This window comes from Staphylococcus cornubiensis (genome assembly GCF_900183575.1).
In the GTDB taxonomy this organism is placed as follows: domain Bacteria; phylum Bacillota; class Bacilli; order Staphylococcales; family Staphylococcaceae; genus Staphylococcus; species Staphylococcus cornubiensis.
Genome location: NZ_FXUZ01000009.1, coordinates 50,543 through 68,507, shown reverse-complemented (window position 1 = coordinate 68,507; position 17,965 = coordinate 50,543). Strand labels below are relative to the sequence as shown.

Sequence of the window (17,965 nt, the reverse complement as noted above, 5' to 3'; positions counted from 1 at the left end):
TCAGTTTCCTGACGAATTTTAAAATCCAAGGGAAGTTCGATTTAGCTTCTCTCAACTACCTATTATAAAAAATAAGTAGTGAAGAAACTATCGTCATAATTTCTTCACTACTATCTTAATATGTTTCCTAGGGGCTGATCCTTCAACTAACTAACGCTTGGTTAAACTGTTACATCTGTTGGAGCGTTAGTGGATTTTCAGGATCAGCTTATCTCTCAGGAGTGTCAGCCTTCAAGCCAATCTCACATCAAATGCAGTCACATAGGGCAAGTTTCTGAAATGAAAATACCCAATAGCACCCAACCTTCATCTCCAATTCACCTTTATTATTAACTGTTTTAACATCATTAATCCATATAAGTCTATAAAAAGATAAAGACTGGGAAACTTAATATCCCAGTCTCTTCCAACATCTACTTACAAATATTTATAATCAAGCCTAAAAGCATGTCATATATTTTTAAACACACTACTATTAAGATGAATATGAGATTAACAATAATTAGTACTTGCCTCTAGGTGTTTCAAAGTAAATAATAACAAGATTGCAAACTGTTCATTTCACACTTAAGAATGATAACCTGTTGGATTGCGAATCAGAGCGAGACTCCCGAGGGATCAGACGCAGCCGAAAATCCAATTTGGCTCCATCAAGTATACACTAAAATCAAGCCAAATTGAGTTGAGGCAAGTCCCCTGGGAACGCGAGCTCATGATAGCAATCAGCATCATATCATTGAACAAACAAGATCCACTTTTTAATGAAATGTATAACAGCTACTTTTTACCCTTATAATTGATTACGCCATTCGACTAATGTTTGAATGTCATCTTCTGATATTTTACCTTCTTCACGTGCCACTTCGATCAATTCGTCATAGTGACTTAAAGTATAGAAAGGGACACCGGCAGCTTTAAATGTCTCGTCCGCTTTATTTAAGCCATAAGTAAAAATTGCCACGACGCCTAACACTTCAGCACCCGCTTCTTGTAATGCTTCAACAGCTGTAATTGACGAGCCACCTGTTGAAATTAAGTCTTCAATGACCACGACTTTTTTACCTTCACTGCGCGCGCCTTCGATTTGATTTTGTTTGCCGTGACTTTTACTTTTCGAACGGACATAATTCATCGGTAAGTTCATTTTGTCTGAAATGTAAGCCGCGTGTGGAATGCCAGCTGTTGCTGTGCCTGACACGATTTCGGCATCCGCAAAATGTTGTTGAATCAGTTCGATTAAGCCGTCACGAATGGCTGTACGTACTTCCGGATAGCCGAGTGTGACACGGTTATCACAATAAATAGGTGATTTGATGCCAGAACTCCATGTAAACATCTCATTCGGTGATAATGATACAGCTTCAATATCTAATAATGCTTTAGCGATTAATTTTGACATGCATTTAACCAACTTTCTTTAATTTGATGATAACTTTGTACTGGATTGTCGCTTTGTGTAATCGGACGACCTACAACGATATGTGTCGAACCGAGTTGTCGTGCTTGCTCGGGTGTCGTGATGCGTTGTTGATCATCTTTCGCACTGTTTGCTGGACGAATCCCTGGTGTGACTTTTAAGAAATCTGCACCACAATGTTCACGAATCATTGTCGTTTCTAATGGTGAACATACAACGCCATCTAAACCAGCTTGTTGGGCAAGTTTCGCATAGTTTAATACAGCTGTTTCCATTGACGTTTGGATATTTTGCTCATCGTGTAATTGTTGTTCCGATGTGGAAGTCAATTGAGTGACGGCAATGATTTTAATGTCTTTATTATGGCGACGTAACCCTTCGACTGCACGTTGCATCATGACCGTTCCGCCTGCTGCATGCACATTGACAAGGTCCACGTTTAGTTTCGCTAGGCCTTCCATCGCTTTACCGACTGTATTCGGAATATCGTGCAATTTCAGGTCTAAAAAGATGTCATGGCCGAGTGCTTTAATTTGATCAATGAGCGCTGGACCCGTTTGATAAAACAGTTCCATGCCAACTTTGACGAATAAGGGCTCATCAAATTGCGCTAAAAATGACATCACTTCTGCTTCAGTTGCAAAATCTAAGGCGATAATCGGATCTTGTCTCATGATTGATACAATCCTTTCAATGTACGTCCTTTAAGTTCTGAAATGTGTTGAACATTTAACGCGTCTAAATACTCGGGTAATATGTCAATAATCTCTTTACATACCATTGGATTTTGGAAGTTGGCTGTACCGACTGCGACAGCATCTGCACCGACTGATACATAGTCAATGACGTCTTGCGCATTTTGGACACCACCCATTGCGATAATTGGGATATCGGGTAAAGCTTTACGAACGTCATGTACCATTCTTAATGCGACAGGTTTAATCGCAGGTCCACTTAAGCCCCCTGTCACGTTGTAAATAATCGGTTTGCCTGTACGTGGATCAATTCTCATTCCAACGAGTGTATTAATCATCGTTAAGCCGTCTGCATATTGTGCGATTGCTTCCGCCATTTCGACAATGTTGGTCACATTAGGCGACAATTTCACATAAACCGGCACTGATGATACGGCTTTTACTTTGCGTGTCAGTTCTGAAGCGATAGTTGGGTCTACCCCAAACTGCATCCCGCCTTCTTTCACGTTTGGACATGAGATGTTCAGTTCTAATGCTTTCACGTTTGGTGCTTTTGAAATATGTTCAGCTACATATACATAGTCTTCTTCCATCGAACCGGCCACATTGGCAATAATCGGAACATCATGTTGCTCTAATGCTTTCAGTTCATGATCAATAATGTGATGGACACCTGGGTTTTGGAGTCCGATCGCATTCAACATACCGCTATCTGTTTCAGCAACACGTGGCGTTTCATTCCCAAAACGTGCTTCTTTCGTTGCGGCTTTGATCATGATCGCACCGAGCTCAGATAAATCATAAAACTGACCGTATTCCGCACCAAAAGCGAAACAACCGCTTGCCGGCATAATCGGATTTTTTAACGATAATCCTGGAATTTCTACTGCTAATCGACTCATAGTACAACCGCCCCTCTTTCAAATACTGGTCCATCTGTACAAACTTTGACATAATCTGTCGGACTTTCTGGTACGTGGCAAACACAAGCAAAACATGCACCCACACCGCAACCCATACGCTCTTCTAAAGAAATATAGCCCGGTACATCTTTCAACGTTTCTAACCGTGTTAAAGCTTTCAACATAGGCAGTGGTCCACACGTGTAGAAAATATCGTAATCAACCGGCAGTGCATCAATGACCGTCGTGACAAATCCTTGAGCACCTAGTGAACCGTCCTCTGTCACAATATGCGTTTCACCTAATGCTTCAAATTGTTGTTGATAAAAAACGTCTTGTGCTGAGCGAAAACCAAGCACATGCACGGTTTCAATACCGCGTTCATTGAGTTGTTTTGAAAGTTCATAAAGCGGCGGAACACCAATGCCCCCTCCGACGAGTAAAGCTTTTTTCTTCGCTTTGTCTACTGGAAAACCATTACCGAGTGGTGCTAAAATATCGATTTCGTCTCCTTCATTCAAGGCAGCAATGCGCTTCGTCCCTTCTCCTTCAGCACGAAATAACATTGTGAATTGCTGTTGCGCGTGATCGATATGGCAAATCGAAATCGGACGACGCAACATGTGTAATGAGCCTTCTCCAGCTTTAATATGCACGAACTGACCAGGTTGCTGAAGTTTTTCAACAACCGGTCCTGCTACTGTTAATTCATAAATGCGCTCTGCAATAGGTGCATTTGAAACCACCGTTAATTTTTCCACCGCTTTTGCCCTCCTACATATTTCTCATTGAAAATGTCATACTTTCAATCACATTCGTTAATGCATTCGCTGTATCAAGTGAAGTGAGACATGGTACCCCATTTTCAACAGATGCACGTCGAATTTGGAATCCGTCACGTTCAATCGTTTTACCTTTTGTCATCGTGTTAATCACAAGTTGAACGGATCCATCTTGAATTTTTGTGATTAAATCATCGTGACCCCCAATTTTTTCTACCGTTTCAACGTTAATGCCGTTGTCTTTTAATGTCGCTGCTGTTCCTGCTGTCGCCACAATTTTGTAGCCGACTTCACTTAAACGTTTCGCGATTTTGACCATTTCGTCTTTATCTTTATCGCTCACCGTGATAAGTGCTGTCCCGTAATCTTTTACTTCCATCCCTGCTGCTGTTAATCCTTTGTATAGCGCCTTTTCGAGTGTAATATCGCGTCCCATCACTTCTCCTGTTGACTTCATTTCAGGTCCCAGTGTGATGTCGACATTTTTTAATTTATTAAAGCTGAATACTGGAGCTTTAACAAATACCCCTTCTTTGTATGGTTGGATACCAGGTTGATAGCCAAGTTCTGTTAGTTTTTGACCCATAATCGCTTGCATTGCGAGTTGTGCCATTTGAATTTCAGTAATTTTACTTAAAAACGGCACCGTACGACTCGCTCTTGGATTCACTTCTAGCACATAAACCCCATCATGTGTGAGAACAAATTGAATGTTGATTAAACCAATGACGTTCAGTCCTTTCGCCAATTTGATGGTATAAGCTTCAAGCGTATCAATGACGTCTTGGCTCAATGTTTGTGGCGGATACACTGCGATCGAGTCACCTGAATGGACACCCGCACGCTCGATATGTTCCATAATTCCTGGAATAATCACTGTTTCCCCGTCAGAAATCGCGTCCACTTCAATTTCTTTACCTGTTAAGTAACGGTCCACTAATACAGGATGTTCTGGACTTGCTTTCACCGCTTCGTTCATGTAATTTTCAAGTTCCGCATCGTTATACACAATTTCCATTGCACGACCACCCAGTACGTATGAAGGACGGACAACAACGGGATAACCAATATCACGTGCATTGTCGAGTGCTTCTTGAGCAGATGTTGCCGTTTTCCCTTTCGGCTGAGGCACGTCGATTTTGTTCAGTAATGCTTCAAATTCTTTTCGGTCTTCAGCACGGTTTAAATCTTCAAGGGATGTACCTAAAATTTTCACGCCGTATTTTGCTAATTTGTCTGCTAAGTTGATGGCCGTTTGACCCCCAAATTGCACGACAACGCCTTTAGGTTGTTCAAGGTTGATGATGTTCATCACATCTTCTTCAGTCAGTGGTTCAAAATAAAGCTTGTCTGAGATTGAAAAGTCAGTCGAAACTGTTTCAGGATTGTTGTTAATAATGATCGCTTCATACCCTGCATTTTGAATCGCCCAAACGGCATGGACAGTCGCATAGTCGAATTCTACCCCTTGACCGATACGAATAGGTCCTGAACCGAGTACGATAATTTTCTCTTTGTCAGTCACGAGCGATTCATTTTCTTCTTCGTACGTACCATAAAAGTATGGTGTTGTTGATTCAAATTCAGCTGCACATGTGTCGACCATTTTATACACCGGACAAATGTTGTGCTGTTGACGTAAATCGTACACTTCTGCTTCTGTCATTTCGAAACGATGTGCAATCACACGGTCGCTAAAGCCAAAACGTTTCGCAAATCTTAAGTAATCAATGTCACCAGGATGTGCCTTTAATGCATGTTCCATATCGATAATATTTTTGAATTTATTTAAGAAGAAGTAATCAATTTTCGTCATTTCATGTAATTCTTCGAGTGTCGTACCACGGCGAATTGCTTCTCCAATGAAGAAAAGTCGTTCGTCATCTTGTGCTTTAATGCGTGATTTGATGTAGTCTAAGTCGAATGATTCACCATTTGGCAAACCGAGATGATGCACGCCATATTCTAATGAGCGAATCGCTTTCAACAGTGACTCTTCGTACGTACGGCCAATCGACATGACCTCACCTGTCGCTTTCATTTGTGTACCGAGTTCACGTTCACCTTTTTCGAACTTATCAAATGGGAAGCGTGGGATTTTCGAAACGATATAGTCTAAGCTCGGTTCGAATGCCGCATATGACGTTCCTGTGACTGGATTTTTCATTTCATCTAAAGTAAGACCAACCGCAATTTTCGCCGCGAGTTTCGCAATCGGATACCCTGTCGCTTTGGAAGCGAGTGCTGACGAACGCGATACACGCGGATTCACTTCGATAATGTAAAACTGCATCGAATGTGGGTCTAGGGCGAGCTGCACGTTACAGCCCCCTTCAATTTCTAGGGCACGAATGACTTTTAATGACACGTCACGTAACATTTGGTATTCCACGTCTGAGAGCGTTTGACTTGGCGCCACTACGACTGAGTCACCTGTATGAATACCAACTGGATCAATATTTTCCATGTTACATACGACAATCGCATTATCGTTTTTGTCGCGCATCACTTCATATTCAATTTCTTTAAAGCCTGCAATCGATTTTTCAATTAAACATTGTGTGGCAGGACTGTATTTTAACCCGTTTGACACGACTTCACGGAGTTCTTCATCGTTATGGCAAATACCGCCACCAGTGCCCCCCATTGTAAAAGCTGGGCGTACGATTAACGGATAGCCCACCTCTTCCTTAAAGGCAAATGCTTGTTCAAGCGTGTTCACGATATCACTTTCAGGAACAGGCACATTCAAATCATTCATCAATGCGCGGAATAATTCACGGTCTTCTGCTTGTTCAATCGACGAAAGTTTTGTACCAAGAAGCGTTACATTGTTTTCAGCTAAGACGCCGCTGTTATGTAATTCAATTGCCATGTTGAGCCCTGTTTGTCCACCGAGTGTCGGTAAGAGCGCATCGGGTTGTTCTTTTCGAATAATACGTGCAATAAAATCATGCGTGAGCGGTTCGATGTATACTTTATCGGCAATTTCTTTATCCGTCATAATCGTTGCAGGATTAGAGTTCACTAAAATCACACGGTAACCTTCTTCTTTCAGTGCGAGACATGCTTGTGTCCCTGCATAGTCAAATTCTGCTGCTTGACCGATGATGATAGGACCTGAGCCAATCACTAAAATCGTTTGAATATCATTTCTTTTAGGCATGTGTAACGCGCTCCTTTTGCTTATTTTGTTGCATCATTTCTACAAATTCATCAAATAAGTAATTCGAATCTGTCGGACCTGGGCAAGCTTCTGGATGATATTGTACTGAAAAGGCAGGTAACGTACGGTGTTTCAATCCTTCAACTGTGCCATCGTTTAAAGCGATGTGGGTAATTTCTAAATCCGTTTGTGCAACCGAATCCGCATCGATTGCATAACCGTGGTTTTGGCTCGTTAGTGCAATTTTTCCTGTTGCTAAATCTTTAACAGGATGGTTTGCGCCACGGTGACCAAATTTCATCTTGAATGATTTCGCACCTTGACTGAGTGCAAACAGTTGGTGACCAAGGCAAATACCGAAAAACGGAATGCGTCCTAAAATACCGTTAATCATATCTAAGGCAACTGTCACATCGTCCGGATCACCAGGGCCATTCGATAACATCACACCATCTGGCGCCATTTTAATAATTGTATCTGCAGAAGTGTCGTAAGGAACAACCGTTACTTCACAGCCACGCGCATTCAATTCACGGACGATATTTTGTTTTTTACCAAAGTCCACAAGTACAACACGTAAATCAAACCCTGTTGAGACATAAGGTGTCTTTGTAGAGACAGTCGGTACTTCAGTTCTAGGAAATTCTGCTGATTTGAGTGCTGTCACTGTTGTTTCAATTTCAGATGGATCATCGACAAATGCCGCTTTGAGCACACCATGTTGACGGATCTTTTTCGTAATACTCCGTGTATCGACACCACTAATGCCTGGGATATCATATTCTTTCAAGACGTCATCAAATGATTTTTGTGCTCTAAAATTACTCGGCATCGTACATGCTTCTTTCACGACCACCCCATTTAAACTCGGTGTCAGTGATTCAAAGTCATCGTGATTGATACCGTAATTTCCGATTAATGGATACGTAAATGTAATAATTTGACCTGTGTATGACGGATCCGAAATGGTTTCTTGATAGCCTGTCATCGCTGTGTTAAATACAATTTCTCCGCGTGTTAGTTTGTCGGCCCCTAACTTAAAACCTGTATAATGTGAACCATCTTCTAAAACAAGGTAACGTTTCTCAAACATGTTTATTTTGCCTCCTCGTAACGAATGTCGCCTTCAACCATTGTTAAAATGGGATTACCGTATACTTTTTCACCTAAGAATGGTGTGTTAGATGCTTTTGATAAGAAATCTTCTGCTTTAATTTCGTATTCATCATCTAAGTTGATTAATGTTAAATCCGCAAGACCGCCTTCTTCTAACTTGCCATAAGGAAGCTGGAAGACGTCAGCCGGCTTCGTTGTTAAGTAATCGACCAATTGTTCTAATGTCCAATCCCCATTTTTAACAAAGTGTGTGTAAAGTATTGGGAAAGCTGTCTCACTACCGACAATGCCGAATGGCGCACGTGTCATCGGTTGTGCTTTTTCATCTGCTGCATGTGGCGCATGATCTGTTGCGATACAGTCAATCGTTCCGTCAAGTAAGCCTTCTAATAATGCTGCTCTATCTTCTTGACTTCTAAGCGGTGGATTCATTTTATAAATCGCATTGTCACCAGGCACGTCATCTTCTGTCAGTAATAAATGATGCGGTGTCACTTCAGCCGTTACTGGAATACCGGCTTTTTTCGCATCACGGATGACACGAACACTTTCTTTTGTTGACACGTGACAAACATGGTAATGACAACCTGTTGCTTCACTGAGTAATACATCGCGCGCAATTTGGACAGATTCACAAATGTTGGGAATACCTGGAATGCCGAGTTCTTGGCTGCGACGCCCTTCATGCATTGCACCGCCATAAATGAGACTATTATCTTCACAATGTGCGACAACCGCTTTATTTTGTGCCTTGGCTTGTTGCATCGCTTCATACATCATTGCTGCTTCTTGGACACCGACACCATCATCCGTAAATGCAAATGCACCGTTTTCAGTTAATGTTTTGAAATCAACATGTTCTTTACCCGCTTGTCGTACAGTAATCGAAGCATAAGGCAGGACACGCACTTGTGCATTTTTTTCAATTAATTCATTCAGTTGCGTTAAATGTTCCAACGAATCAGGTACAGGTTTCGTATTAGGCATTGGACAAACCGTTGTGAAACCACCACGTGCTGCTGCTTTCGTTCCCGTTTCAATTGTTTCTTTATACTCGCCACCTGGTTCTCTTAAATGGACGTGGACATCAATGAATCCTGGTGCTAAAAAATGTCCTTTTGCATCAATGACTGTCATCTCATCAGTCGGTTGAATCGTTTCTGCAATTTGTTTCACTTTCTTACCATCGATGAGCACATCCACTTTTTTCAACGTACCGGCTTCCAACATTTTTGCATTTTGAATTAATTTCATCATTATCGCTCCTTAACCTTTTAAAATTTCAGTCAATACTGCCATTCTTATGTACACACCGTTTGCCATTTGTTCAAAAATGCGTGACTTCGGCGCTTCCACTAACGCATCTGCAATTTCTACATCTCGATTAACAGGTGCTGGGTGCATCACAATCGCATGATCTTGAAGTTTTTCATAACGCGATTCAGTCAATCCATATCGACGGTGATAATCCGCCTTTTCAAAACCTTGTACGTGACCGTCATGTCTTTCATGTTGTACGCGTAACAGCATCACAATATCGACCTCATCAATCACATCATCAAGTTCGACATAATCTGCGGCCATACTGTCGTCTTTCCATATGTCAGGACTTGAGAAGACCACATTTGTGCCGAGTGCGGTAAGACTATGATAATTACTGCGTGCCACACGTGAATTTTTAATATCACCGCAAATCACTACTTTTAATCCTTCAAAACGACCAAATGTTTCATAAATCGTCATTAAATCGAGTAAGCTTTGCGTCGGATGTTGGCCACTTCCATCTCCTGCATTAATAATTGGAATGCCCATATTGAGCAGTTCTTCGTAATAATGGTTTTGTTCATGACGAATGACGAGCGCATCACATCCAATACTTTGCAATGTTCGGCATGTGTCATACAGTGATTCTCCTTTTTGTACAGAAGAGGCACTTGATTCAAAGTTGAGTTGTTTCATTTCCAAACGGTGCTCTGCCATTTCAAAACTACATTTCGTACGCGTGGAATTTTCGAAAAATAAGTTCGCAATGTATCGTCCTTGTAAATTCGGTACCCCTTCGTCTGCTTTATACTGCATTGCTTTTTGAATTAAGTTTCCAATTTCTTCTACAGATAAATGTTCCATTGAAACTAAATGTTGCATGATGATCAAGGCCTCCTATTGATTATCTTTTTGGTAAAATCAAGTTCAGTACAATCCCTGCTGTTGCTGACAATGCCATCCCTTCGATTGTGAGATGAATGCCTATATCAGATAAATTTAACATCATATTACCAATACCGATGACGAGGATGACTGAAGCAATGACCAAGTTACGGTTTTCTGCAAAGTTGACTTGACTTTCTACAATCATACGTAAACCACTTGCTGCGATAGTTCCGAATAACAAGATGGATACACCACCCATGACTGGTGTTGGAATAGATGAAATCAGTGCTGTAAACTTACCGACAAAGCCGAGCATAATCGCAATGACTGCCGCGCCGCCAATAACATAAATACTGTAAATTTTCGTAATTGCAAGGACGCCGATATTTTCACCGTAAGTCGTACTTGGTGGTCCACCGATAATACTTGAGAACATTGTCGACACCCCGTCACCAATGATTGAACGGTGTAACCCTGGATCTTTAAAGAAGTTGCGTCCTACGATTTTGTTGATAACCATTTGGTGACCGATATGTTCACTCACCGTTACAAATACAATCGGTAACATGACTGCGATTAAACCGAGATGAATGGAAGGCTCGTAATCTGCAAATGGAATGTAAATGTCTGGGAACTGGAACCAAGCCGCTTCTGCTACAGGTTTGAAGTCTACGATGCCGAATAACACAGCTGTGATATATCCAACAACAATCCCTACAAGAACTGGAATGAGTGAGAAAAAGCCTTTCGCAAACCCTTGTACGATTAATGTGACAAGTAATGTAATCCCTGCAACTGCGACAAAGCTTAAGTTGTAGCCTTTCATCTCAGCTGAACTTTCAAACATCGCCATGTTCACAGCAGTCGGTGCCAAGCTTAAACCGATAACCATAATGACTGGGCCGACAACGACAGGTGGTAACAGTTGCATAAGCCAATTCGTACCACTGATTTTAATCGCAACACCGATGATGACGTACATCACACCACTCATAAATAATGCAACGAGCATGTCACCTAAACTGTTCGTACTCAAACCAGTAATAATCGGTGTAATAAACGCAAAACTTGACCCAAGATAAGCCGGAATTTTCCCTTTCGTAATCAAAATGTAGAGTAACGTCCCTATCCCTGATGCAAGCAATGCGGATGAAACGGGTAAACCTGTTAAGAATGGTACGAGCACCGTTGCCCCAAACATCGCAAATAGGTGTTGTAAGCTTAAAAATACCCATTGGCCTGCTTTTGGTTTTTCATTCACATCGAGTACAGGTTGGACCGTTCTCGTAAACATTTGTTCATTTTCCATTGTCTTCTTCCTTTCGCATAAAAAAAGTCTCTTCACCGATTAAGGTAAGAGACTGAGGTGATTCCAAACAGATTTGCACATATACGCCGACCATCATTAGCGGCAGCATCGTACATCATTCATTCTGTTTGCAATTATACCTTTGTCAGTCTCTCGTACTGAATTAAAAGGTGTTATTATGTGATGACAACCGCATTGCGATCGTCTATTTCTTCTAAGTAAACATTGACAGATTCTTCATGCGAGGTTGGAATATTTTTCCCGACGAAATCTGCGCGAATCGGTAACTCTCGGTGACCACGATCCACGAGTGTCGCTAAACCAATCTTTTTCGGTCTCGCATGTAACAAAATCGCATCAAGTGAAGCACGCACGGTACGTCCTGTGTAAAGCACATCATCCACGATAACAACCACTTGATGATTCAAGTCTGTGTCGATGTCAAAGCCAGGCACATCTTGCTGTTGACGAGAATCGATATCATCTCTAAAACTTGTAATATCGATGGCTCCGGTTGGCACTTGCACCTCTTCAATTTGTTGAATCTTTTGTTGAATACGTTGTGCTAAATATTCGCCACGCGTTTTAATACCGAGCAATACAAGGTTTTCTGTGCCTTTATTGTATTCTAATATTTCATGAGCGATGCGTGTTACTGTTCGTTTGATAGCTGCTTCATCTAATACAACACGTTCAGCCAATCATTTCACTCCTTACGTAAAAAAACTCATGCCTTCAAGGAGACATGAGTTTTTCCCAATTTATATTTAACACTCTCATCAACTGTACCATTACGTCTCTCGTACGTATTACGCGGTATCTGGATGATCGTTAACTAAATTGAATCATTGATATCATGTCTTTTGAGCCTCACGGGACTCCCTCTTAAAGACGATTCAGTTTTTATTCGTTTTTTACTTGTTCTTATGGTAACGTTTTTGCCACCAAAAGTCAAAGCAAATCTGGTATATCTTTGAAAAACTTTTAATCGGATTAAATTTCTTCCTTACGCACTTGTTCAATGACAGCTTCGAATTCAGCAGGAAGTGGTGCAGTACGTTCAATGTATTCACCTGTTTTGGGATGTTCAAAACCGATTAACCCTGCATGTAAAGCTTGACCACCAATATCTAATGTCTTTTTAGGACCATATTTCGGATCTCCAACAAGCGGATAACCGATATACTTCATATGCACACGAATTTGGTGTGTACGTCCAGTCTCTAGTTCACATTCAACAAGTGTATGGTTTTTAAATGTTTCGATGACATTAAAATGCGTCACAGCTTCTTTACCGTCATCAACGACAGCCATAGATTGACGATCGTTTTTATTTCGTCCAATTGGTGCCTCAATCGTTCCAAATTCATGTGGAATATGACCATGAACTAACGCAATATACTTTCTTTTCACTGTTTTCGCCATCAATTGTTCAACTAAACTACGATGCGCAACGTCATTTTTAGCGACCATGAGTAACCCTGATGTATCTTTATCAATACGATGCACGATACCTGGACGAATTTCACCATTGATGCCTGATAAGTTTTTGATTTGGTACATTAAACCATTCACGAGTGTCCCTGTATAATGACCTGGTGATGGGTGAACGACCATGCCTTTAGGTTTATAGACAATCGCTACGTCGTCATCTTCATAGTAAATATCTAAATTTAGGTCTTCCGGTTGAATATCCGCTTCCACAACTTCTTTTTCAGTGATTTCGATGCGATCACCTAACTTTAATTTATAGTTAGATTTGACCGCTTTCCCATTGACTTCAATTAAACCTTCTTTAATCCATTCTTGCAACTGACTACGCGACCATTCCGAATTGAACTCAGGCAAAATCTTATCAATACGCTGTAAATGATGCGCTGAGTCTTCAATATTAAATATATGTTTTTCCATTACGACACCTTACCTTTTTGATTCTGATCTTTTAACAATACAATGATCAATAAGATTACACCTATTGTCAAACTCGCATCTGCAATATTAAAAATAGGGAAATCATAACCGAAAATGACGGTATCTATAAAGTCTACCACTTCACCGCTACTTACACGATCAATAAAATTACCTAATGCGCCAGAAAATAACATACTAATCGCAATTTGCATCAGCATATTATGTTTCGCTTCTTTAATAAAAAAGACAATGAGCGCAACTAAAATAACTACCGTAATAATGTAGAAGAATGTCATCTTCCCACTTAGTATACCCCAAGCAGCCCCATTATTGCGATGAGAAGTGATATATAACAGTTTTGGAATAACCGCAAAAGATTCACCAATCGACATCTGCGTACGGATGATGAATTTTGTAAGTTGGTCGCCTATTAAAATAATCAAGGCTATAAAAACGGATAGGCCGATGTAATATTGTTGTTTCATACTTTTTGTCCTTTCTGTTAGTCACTGCTACATTATAACACGATATATTTTAACAATGTAATTATTTCATGATAACTACATTTGAAATACATAGTAGGATTGTCAGTAATACAGTATTGGACAGTTTAGAAAGGACATATTAAAGTAGTGTAATTTGTAATTTTACATAGTGTGAAATTTTCTTCTCATTTCGGGAGCATTTGTAGTTACAATAACTAGCTTGATAAACCAATTTTTCAATACTTCTAACTGCGATGACTTCCCTTTAGTCTCCCTTTCCCAGGGGCCTTGCCTTAACTAAATTTGGCTTGATTGTAATGCACACTCGAAAGAAGCCAAATTTAGTTGAGGCAAGGCCCTGGGAAAGCGCCGCACGGTTCTGCAATCTTAGGGTTAAGTATTCTCCATAAAAACACAAAAAGGCAACATCAGCACTTTCAAGCGCCAACATTGCCTTCTTCAATACATCACTATTCTATTAAACTAACGTTTTGACCACTTCTTGACAGCGCGGACATAAATCAACTAATTCACCAACACTACCTAATGATTCACTATAATTCCAACAACGTGCACATTTCTCACCGTCAGCTTGTGCGATTTCGATTGTGCCGTGTTGATACGCTTCACCTTGTGCATCCTCAACTAATTCAACTTGAGATACGATGAACAATTGATGTAAATCGCTAAAGCCTTCTAAAAATGCAAGCGTATCAAACGAAGGACTGTTACCGATTTTCACTTTGGCTTCTAAAGATTTACCGATAACTTTTTCATTTCTTGCTGCTTCTAATGCACGGTTAACATCATCACGTAACGCCATAAATGTGTTCCATTTTTCGATTAACGCTTGATCCACTTCTTCTTTCGCAGGCATGTTCGTTAAATGGACACTTTCTTCTTCAACTTGTTCGATGTGCGACCAAACTTCCTCTGCAGTATGTGGAATGATTGGTGCAAGTAATTTTGTCATGTTCACAAGAATTTCGAACAGTACCGTTTGCATGCTGCGACGTTTATGCGCATTCTTTTCTTCAATATACAGAATGTCTTTACCGTAATCTAAATAGAAGTTACTTAATTCAACATTGATAAAGTTTTGAACTTCTTGATAAATATCTAAATAATCAAATGACTCATAATGATCTAACGTGCTTGCTGTGAACTCGCGTAAACGGTTTAAAATGTAGCGATCGACCTCTAATAAATCCGCTTCAGCAATACGGTCTGTTGCTGGGTTGTAGTCGTTGATATTACCTAGTAAGAAACGTAATGTGTTACGGATTTTACGGTAAACGTCAGCCACTTGTTTTAAAATTTCATCCGAGATACGCACGTCAGCAAGATAGTCTACTGAGCTCACCCATAAACGTGCAATGTCTGCACCTTTTTGTTTCACAATCGTATCAGGCACGATGACGTTACCTAACGATTTACTCATTTTCTTACCTTCTCCGTCCATTACGAAACCGTGTGACAATAACATTTTATATGGTGAACGACCGCGTGTTGCAACTGATGTCGTAATAGATGAGTTAAACCAACCACGATATTGGTCACTACCTTCAAGATACATATCTGCTGGGAAACTTAACTCTGGACGTGTTTCAAGTACGCCACGATGTGATGAACCTGAGTCGAACCAAACGTCCATGATGTCTTGCTCTTTTGTAAATTCACCGTTCGGGCTACCTGGATGTGTAAAGCCTTCTGGTAATAAGTCTTTTGCGTCACGTTCGAACCAAACGTTAGAGCCATGTTTTTCGAATAAATCTGCCACATGGTAAACTGTTTCTTTCGTCATGATGATGTCGCCATTTTCAGCGTAGAATACTGGTAATGGAACACCCCATACACGTTGACGTGAAATCACCCATTCACCACGGTCACGAATCATGTTGTAAATACGTGTTTTACCCCAGTCAACTTTGAATTTTGTATCTTCAATCGCGTCTAAAATATCTTGTCTGACTTTAGAAATTGACGCAAACCATTGTGGTGTCGCTCTGAAAATAACTGGTTTTTTCGTACGCCAATCATGTGGATAACTATGCGTAATAAAGTCTAGTTTGAGTAAAGCACCTTTTTCAGTTAGCAATTCTGTCACAGCTTGGTTGGCTTTATCGTAAAACATGCCTTCAAATGGACCACCTTCAGCTGTGAAGACCCCTTTATCATCTAATGGGCTGATGACCTCTAAACCGTATTTTTGACCTACGATAAAGTCATCTTCACCGTGTCCAGGCGCTGTATGCACACAACCTGTACCAGCATCTGTTGTGACGTGCTCACCATTGATGATGAGTGAAATACGATCGATAAATGGGTGCTGTGCTTCGATATATTCTAATTCTGAACCTTTGAAATCTTTTTCACGAACGATTGTTGCTTTGTCCCAACCTAATTGTTCAGCCACTTCATCAACTAATGCTTCGGCGATAATATAACGTGTGCCATCCACATTCATTTGAACGTACGTTAATTCAGGATGTACTGTAATCGCAACGTTGGATGGTAATGTCCAAGGTGTTGTTGTCCAAATGATAAATTTCGCGTCATCCGCAACGATGCCTTTACTGTCTTTTACGTCAAATGCCACATAAATCGAAGCTGAACGTTTATCGTGATATTCGATTTCTGCTTCTGCTAATGATGATTCACTTGAAGGTGACCAGTAAACCGGCTTCTTCCCTTTGTAAATTAAGCCTTTATCTGCCATTTCACCAAATAAGCGGATTTGTGCTGCTTCATACTCAGGTTTTAATGTGATGTATGGATTATCGAAATCACCATTGACCCCTAAACGTTGGAAGTCTTTTTTCTGAATGTCGATTTGTTCCATCGCAAAAGCTTGACACTTATCACGGAATTCAGCAGTTGTCATTTCTTTACGTTTAACACCTTTTTTCGTTAAAGCTTGCTCAATCGGTAACCCGTGTGTATCCCAACCAGGTACATAAGGGGTATAAAAACCTTGCATCGTTTTGTAACGGTTGATAAAGTCTTTTAAAATTTTATTCAACGCATGTCCCATATGTAAGCTACCGTTTGCGTATGGTGGACCATCATGCAAGATAAAAGAAGGTTGTCCTTCATTTTTTTCTAACATTTTGCGATATAAATCTTTCTCTTTCCACTCTTGTTGAATTTGCGGTTCCTTCGTTGGAAGTCCTCCGCGCATTGGGAATTTTGTTTTTGGCATAAGTAACGTATCTTTGTATTCCATTTTAAACTACACTCCTTTAACTGAAAAAGAACTCTAAGCTCAGATATTCAGGGACGGACGTGCCGCGGTACCACCCTGCTTAACTCAGCTTAGAGTTCTCTCATTAATTATGGTTATATTCATGTCGAAACAGTGATATAAAATAAGGTCATCTGTTAGGCTCTCACCGTTTCCTAACTCGCTGTATGGATGATTATCTCGTTTACTTGTCTGTTTCGTTTTGTGTTGTTTCGTTTGATTGTGTATTCGCTTGTTCAGCTTGTTGCTTTTCTTCTGCGGTAATGTCTTGTTCATTTAAATGTTGAAAGTTTTCTTCTGTCACTTGTTGTGAATCTAAATCATAATTCAACAAGTATTCCCAGTCGTCACTTTTCAACAGGTCGAGCTGAGCTTCTAGAAGCATTTTAAAACGTGAACGGAACACTTTGGATTGACGCTTCATATCTTCTGTTTGGAATGATAAACGACGCGCCTTTTCTAAACCGTCATTCACAATTTGACTTGCTTCTGCTTGTGCTTTTTGAATAATCGCATCTCGCTCTTTTTGTGCGGCTGCTTTTGTTTCATCGGCAGCACGTTGGGCACTGACAATCGCTTCACCGACTGATTTTTCAACCTCTTTGAAGGATTGAATATGTGAATCACGCTCTTCTAACACTTTTTCTAATTGCTTTTTATCTTCTTTTAAACGCTCAATTTCATGGCTTAATTGTTCCAAATACTGTTCAACTTCTGTTGGCTCAAAGCCATTTTTAATACGTGTAAATGATTTATTTTTAATCTCGCTAGGTGTAAAAGCCATTCC

The 17,965-nt window shown here is 40.4% G+C and carries 14 protein-coding genes; all 14 read right to left on the bottom strand.

Annotation, left to right across the window (positions count from 1 at the left end; translation table 11 throughout):
• Positions 1–790: 790 nt before the first annotated feature.
• The 14 genes from pyrE to CCE82_RS09250 all read right to left on the bottom strand — a co-directional run bounded on the left by pyrE (position 791) and on the right by CCE82_RS09250 (position 17,962).
• A complete protein-coding gene (pyrE, locus tag CCE82_RS09315; protein WP_086429124.1) occupies positions 791–1,399 on the bottom strand; it encodes an orotate phosphoribosyltransferase in 609 nt (202 codons plus the stop codon).
• Positions 1,387–2,091 (bottom strand): orotidine-5'-phosphate decarboxylase, encoded by a 705-nt coding sequence (gene pyrF, locus CCE82_RS09310; protein WP_086429123.1) that lies wholly within the window; start codon positions 2,089–2,091, stop codon positions 1,387–1,389. Before pyrF ends, pyrE begins: the two co-directional genes overlap by 13 nt.
• The gene (locus tag CCE82_RS09305; protein ID WP_086429122.1) at positions 2,088–3,014 is read right to left on the bottom strand and encodes a dihydroorotate dehydrogenase; all 927 of its coding nucleotides are present in this window, start codon (positions 3,012–3,014) and stop codon (positions 2,088–2,090) included. Before CCE82_RS09305 ends, pyrF begins: the two co-directional genes overlap by 4 nt.
• Positions 3,011–3,775, bottom strand: a complete 765-nt coding sequence (locus CCE82_RS09300; RefSeq protein WP_086429121.1) for a dihydroorotate dehydrogenase electron transfer subunit — start codon at positions 3,773–3,775, stop codon at positions 3,011–3,013. Before CCE82_RS09300 ends, CCE82_RS09305 begins: the two co-directional genes overlap by 4 nt.
• Before the next feature lie 13 nt (positions 3,776–3,788).
• Entirely contained in the window at positions 3,789–6,962 is a 3,174-nt protein-coding gene (gene carB, locus CCE82_RS09295; protein ID WP_086429120.1) for a carbamoyl-phosphate synthase large subunit, read from the bottom strand.
• Positions 6,955–8,055, bottom strand: coding sequence for a carbamoyl phosphate synthase small subunit (locus CCE82_RS09290; protein ID WP_086429119.1), 1,101 nt, complete (start codon positions 8,053–8,055; stop codon positions 6,955–6,957). The genes carB and CCE82_RS09290 overlap by 8 nt, the downstream gene beginning before the upstream one ends.
• Before the next feature lie 2 nt (positions 8,056–8,057).
• The gene (locus tag CCE82_RS09285; RefSeq protein ID WP_086429118.1) at positions 8,058–9,332 is read right to left on the bottom strand and encodes a dihydroorotase; all 1,275 of its coding nucleotides are present in this window, start codon (positions 9,330–9,332) and stop codon (positions 8,058–8,060) included.
• 12 nt (positions 9,333–9,344) lie between these two features.
• Positions 9,345–10,223, bottom strand: coding sequence for an aspartate carbamoyltransferase catalytic subunit (locus CCE82_RS09280; protein ID WP_086429117.1), 879 nt, complete (start codon positions 10,221–10,223; stop codon positions 9,345–9,347).
• Between the two features lie 22 nt (positions 10,224–10,245).
• Entirely contained in the window at positions 10,246–11,538 is a 1,293-nt protein-coding gene (locus CCE82_RS09275) for a uracil-xanthine permease family protein (protein ID WP_086429116.1), read from the bottom strand.
• A gap of 176 nt (positions 11,539–11,714) precedes the next feature.
• On the bottom strand, positions 11,715–12,239 hold the full coding sequence (pyrR, locus tag CCE82_RS09270; protein WP_086429115.1) for a bifunctional pyr operon transcriptional regulator/uracil phosphoribosyltransferase PyrR: 525 nt from the start codon (positions 12,237–12,239) through the stop codon (positions 11,715–11,717).
• 292 nt (positions 12,240–12,531) lie between these two features.
• The gene (locus CCE82_RS09265) at positions 12,532–13,449 is read right to left on the bottom strand and encodes an RluA family pseudouridine synthase (RefSeq protein WP_086429114.1); all 918 of its coding nucleotides are present in this window, start codon (positions 13,447–13,449) and stop codon (positions 12,532–12,534) included.
• On the bottom strand, positions 13,449–13,934 hold the full coding sequence (lspA, locus tag CCE82_RS09260) for a signal peptidase II (protein WP_086429113.1): 486 nt from the start codon (positions 13,932–13,934) through the stop codon (positions 13,449–13,451). The genes CCE82_RS09265 and lspA overlap by 1 nt, the downstream gene beginning before the upstream one ends.
• A 478-nt stretch (positions 13,935–14,412) precedes the next feature.
• On the bottom strand, positions 14,413–17,160 hold the full coding sequence (ileS, locus tag CCE82_RS09255; RefSeq protein WP_086429112.1) for an isoleucine--tRNA ligase: 2,748 nt from the start codon (positions 17,158–17,160) through the stop codon (positions 14,413–14,415).
• Positions 17,161–17,362: 202 nt separating this feature from the next.
• On the bottom strand, positions 17,363–17,962 hold the full coding sequence (locus tag CCE82_RS09250) for a DivIVA domain-containing protein (RefSeq protein WP_086429111.1): 600 nt from the start codon (positions 17,960–17,962) through the stop codon (positions 17,363–17,365).
• Positions 17,963–17,965: the final 3 nt, after the last annotated feature.

Coding starts and splice junctions, on each gene's coding strand:
- pyrE (WP_086429124.1), bottom strand. CDS start 1,399: ATGTCAAAATTAATCGCTAAAGCATTATTAGATATTGAAGCTGTATCA.
- pyrF (WP_086429123.1), bottom strand. CDS start 2,091: ATGAGACAAGATCCGATTATCGCCTTAGATTTTGCAACTGAAGCAGAA.
- CCE82_RS09305 (WP_086429122.1), bottom strand. CDS start 3,014: ATGAGTCGATTAGCAGTAGAAATTCCAGGATTATCGTTAAAAAATCCG.
- carB (WP_086429120.1), bottom strand. CDS start 6,962: ATGCCTAAAAGAAATGATATTCAAACGATTTTAGTGATTGGCTCAGGT.
- CCE82_RS09290 (WP_086429119.1), bottom strand. CDS start 8,055: ATGTTTGAGAAACGTTACCTTGTTTTAGAAGATGGTTCACATTATACA.
- CCE82_RS09285 (WP_086429118.1), bottom strand. CDS start 9,332: ATGAAATTAATTCAAAATGCAAAAATGTTGGAAGCCGGTACGTTGAAA.
- CCE82_RS09280 (WP_086429117.1), bottom strand. CDS start 10,223: ATGCAACATTTAGTTTCAATGGAACATTTATCTGTAGAAGAAATTGGA.
- CCE82_RS09275 (WP_086429116.1), bottom strand. CDS start 11,538: ATGGAAAATGAACAAATGTTTACGAGAACGGTCCAACCTGTACTCGAT.
- CCE82_RS09265 (WP_086429114.1), bottom strand. CDS start 13,449: ATGGAAAAACATATATTTAATATTGAAGACTCAGCGCATCATTTACAG.
- lspA (WP_086429113.1), bottom strand. CDS start 13,934: ATGAAACAACAATATTACATCGGCCTATCCGTTTTTATAGCCTTGATT.
- ileS (WP_086429112.1), bottom strand. CDS start 17,160: ATGGAATACAAAGATACGTTACTTATGCCAAAAACAAAATTCCCAATG.
- CCE82_RS09250 (WP_086429111.1), bottom strand. CDS start 17,962: ATGGCTTTTACACCTAGCGAGATTAAAAATAAATCATTTACACGTATT.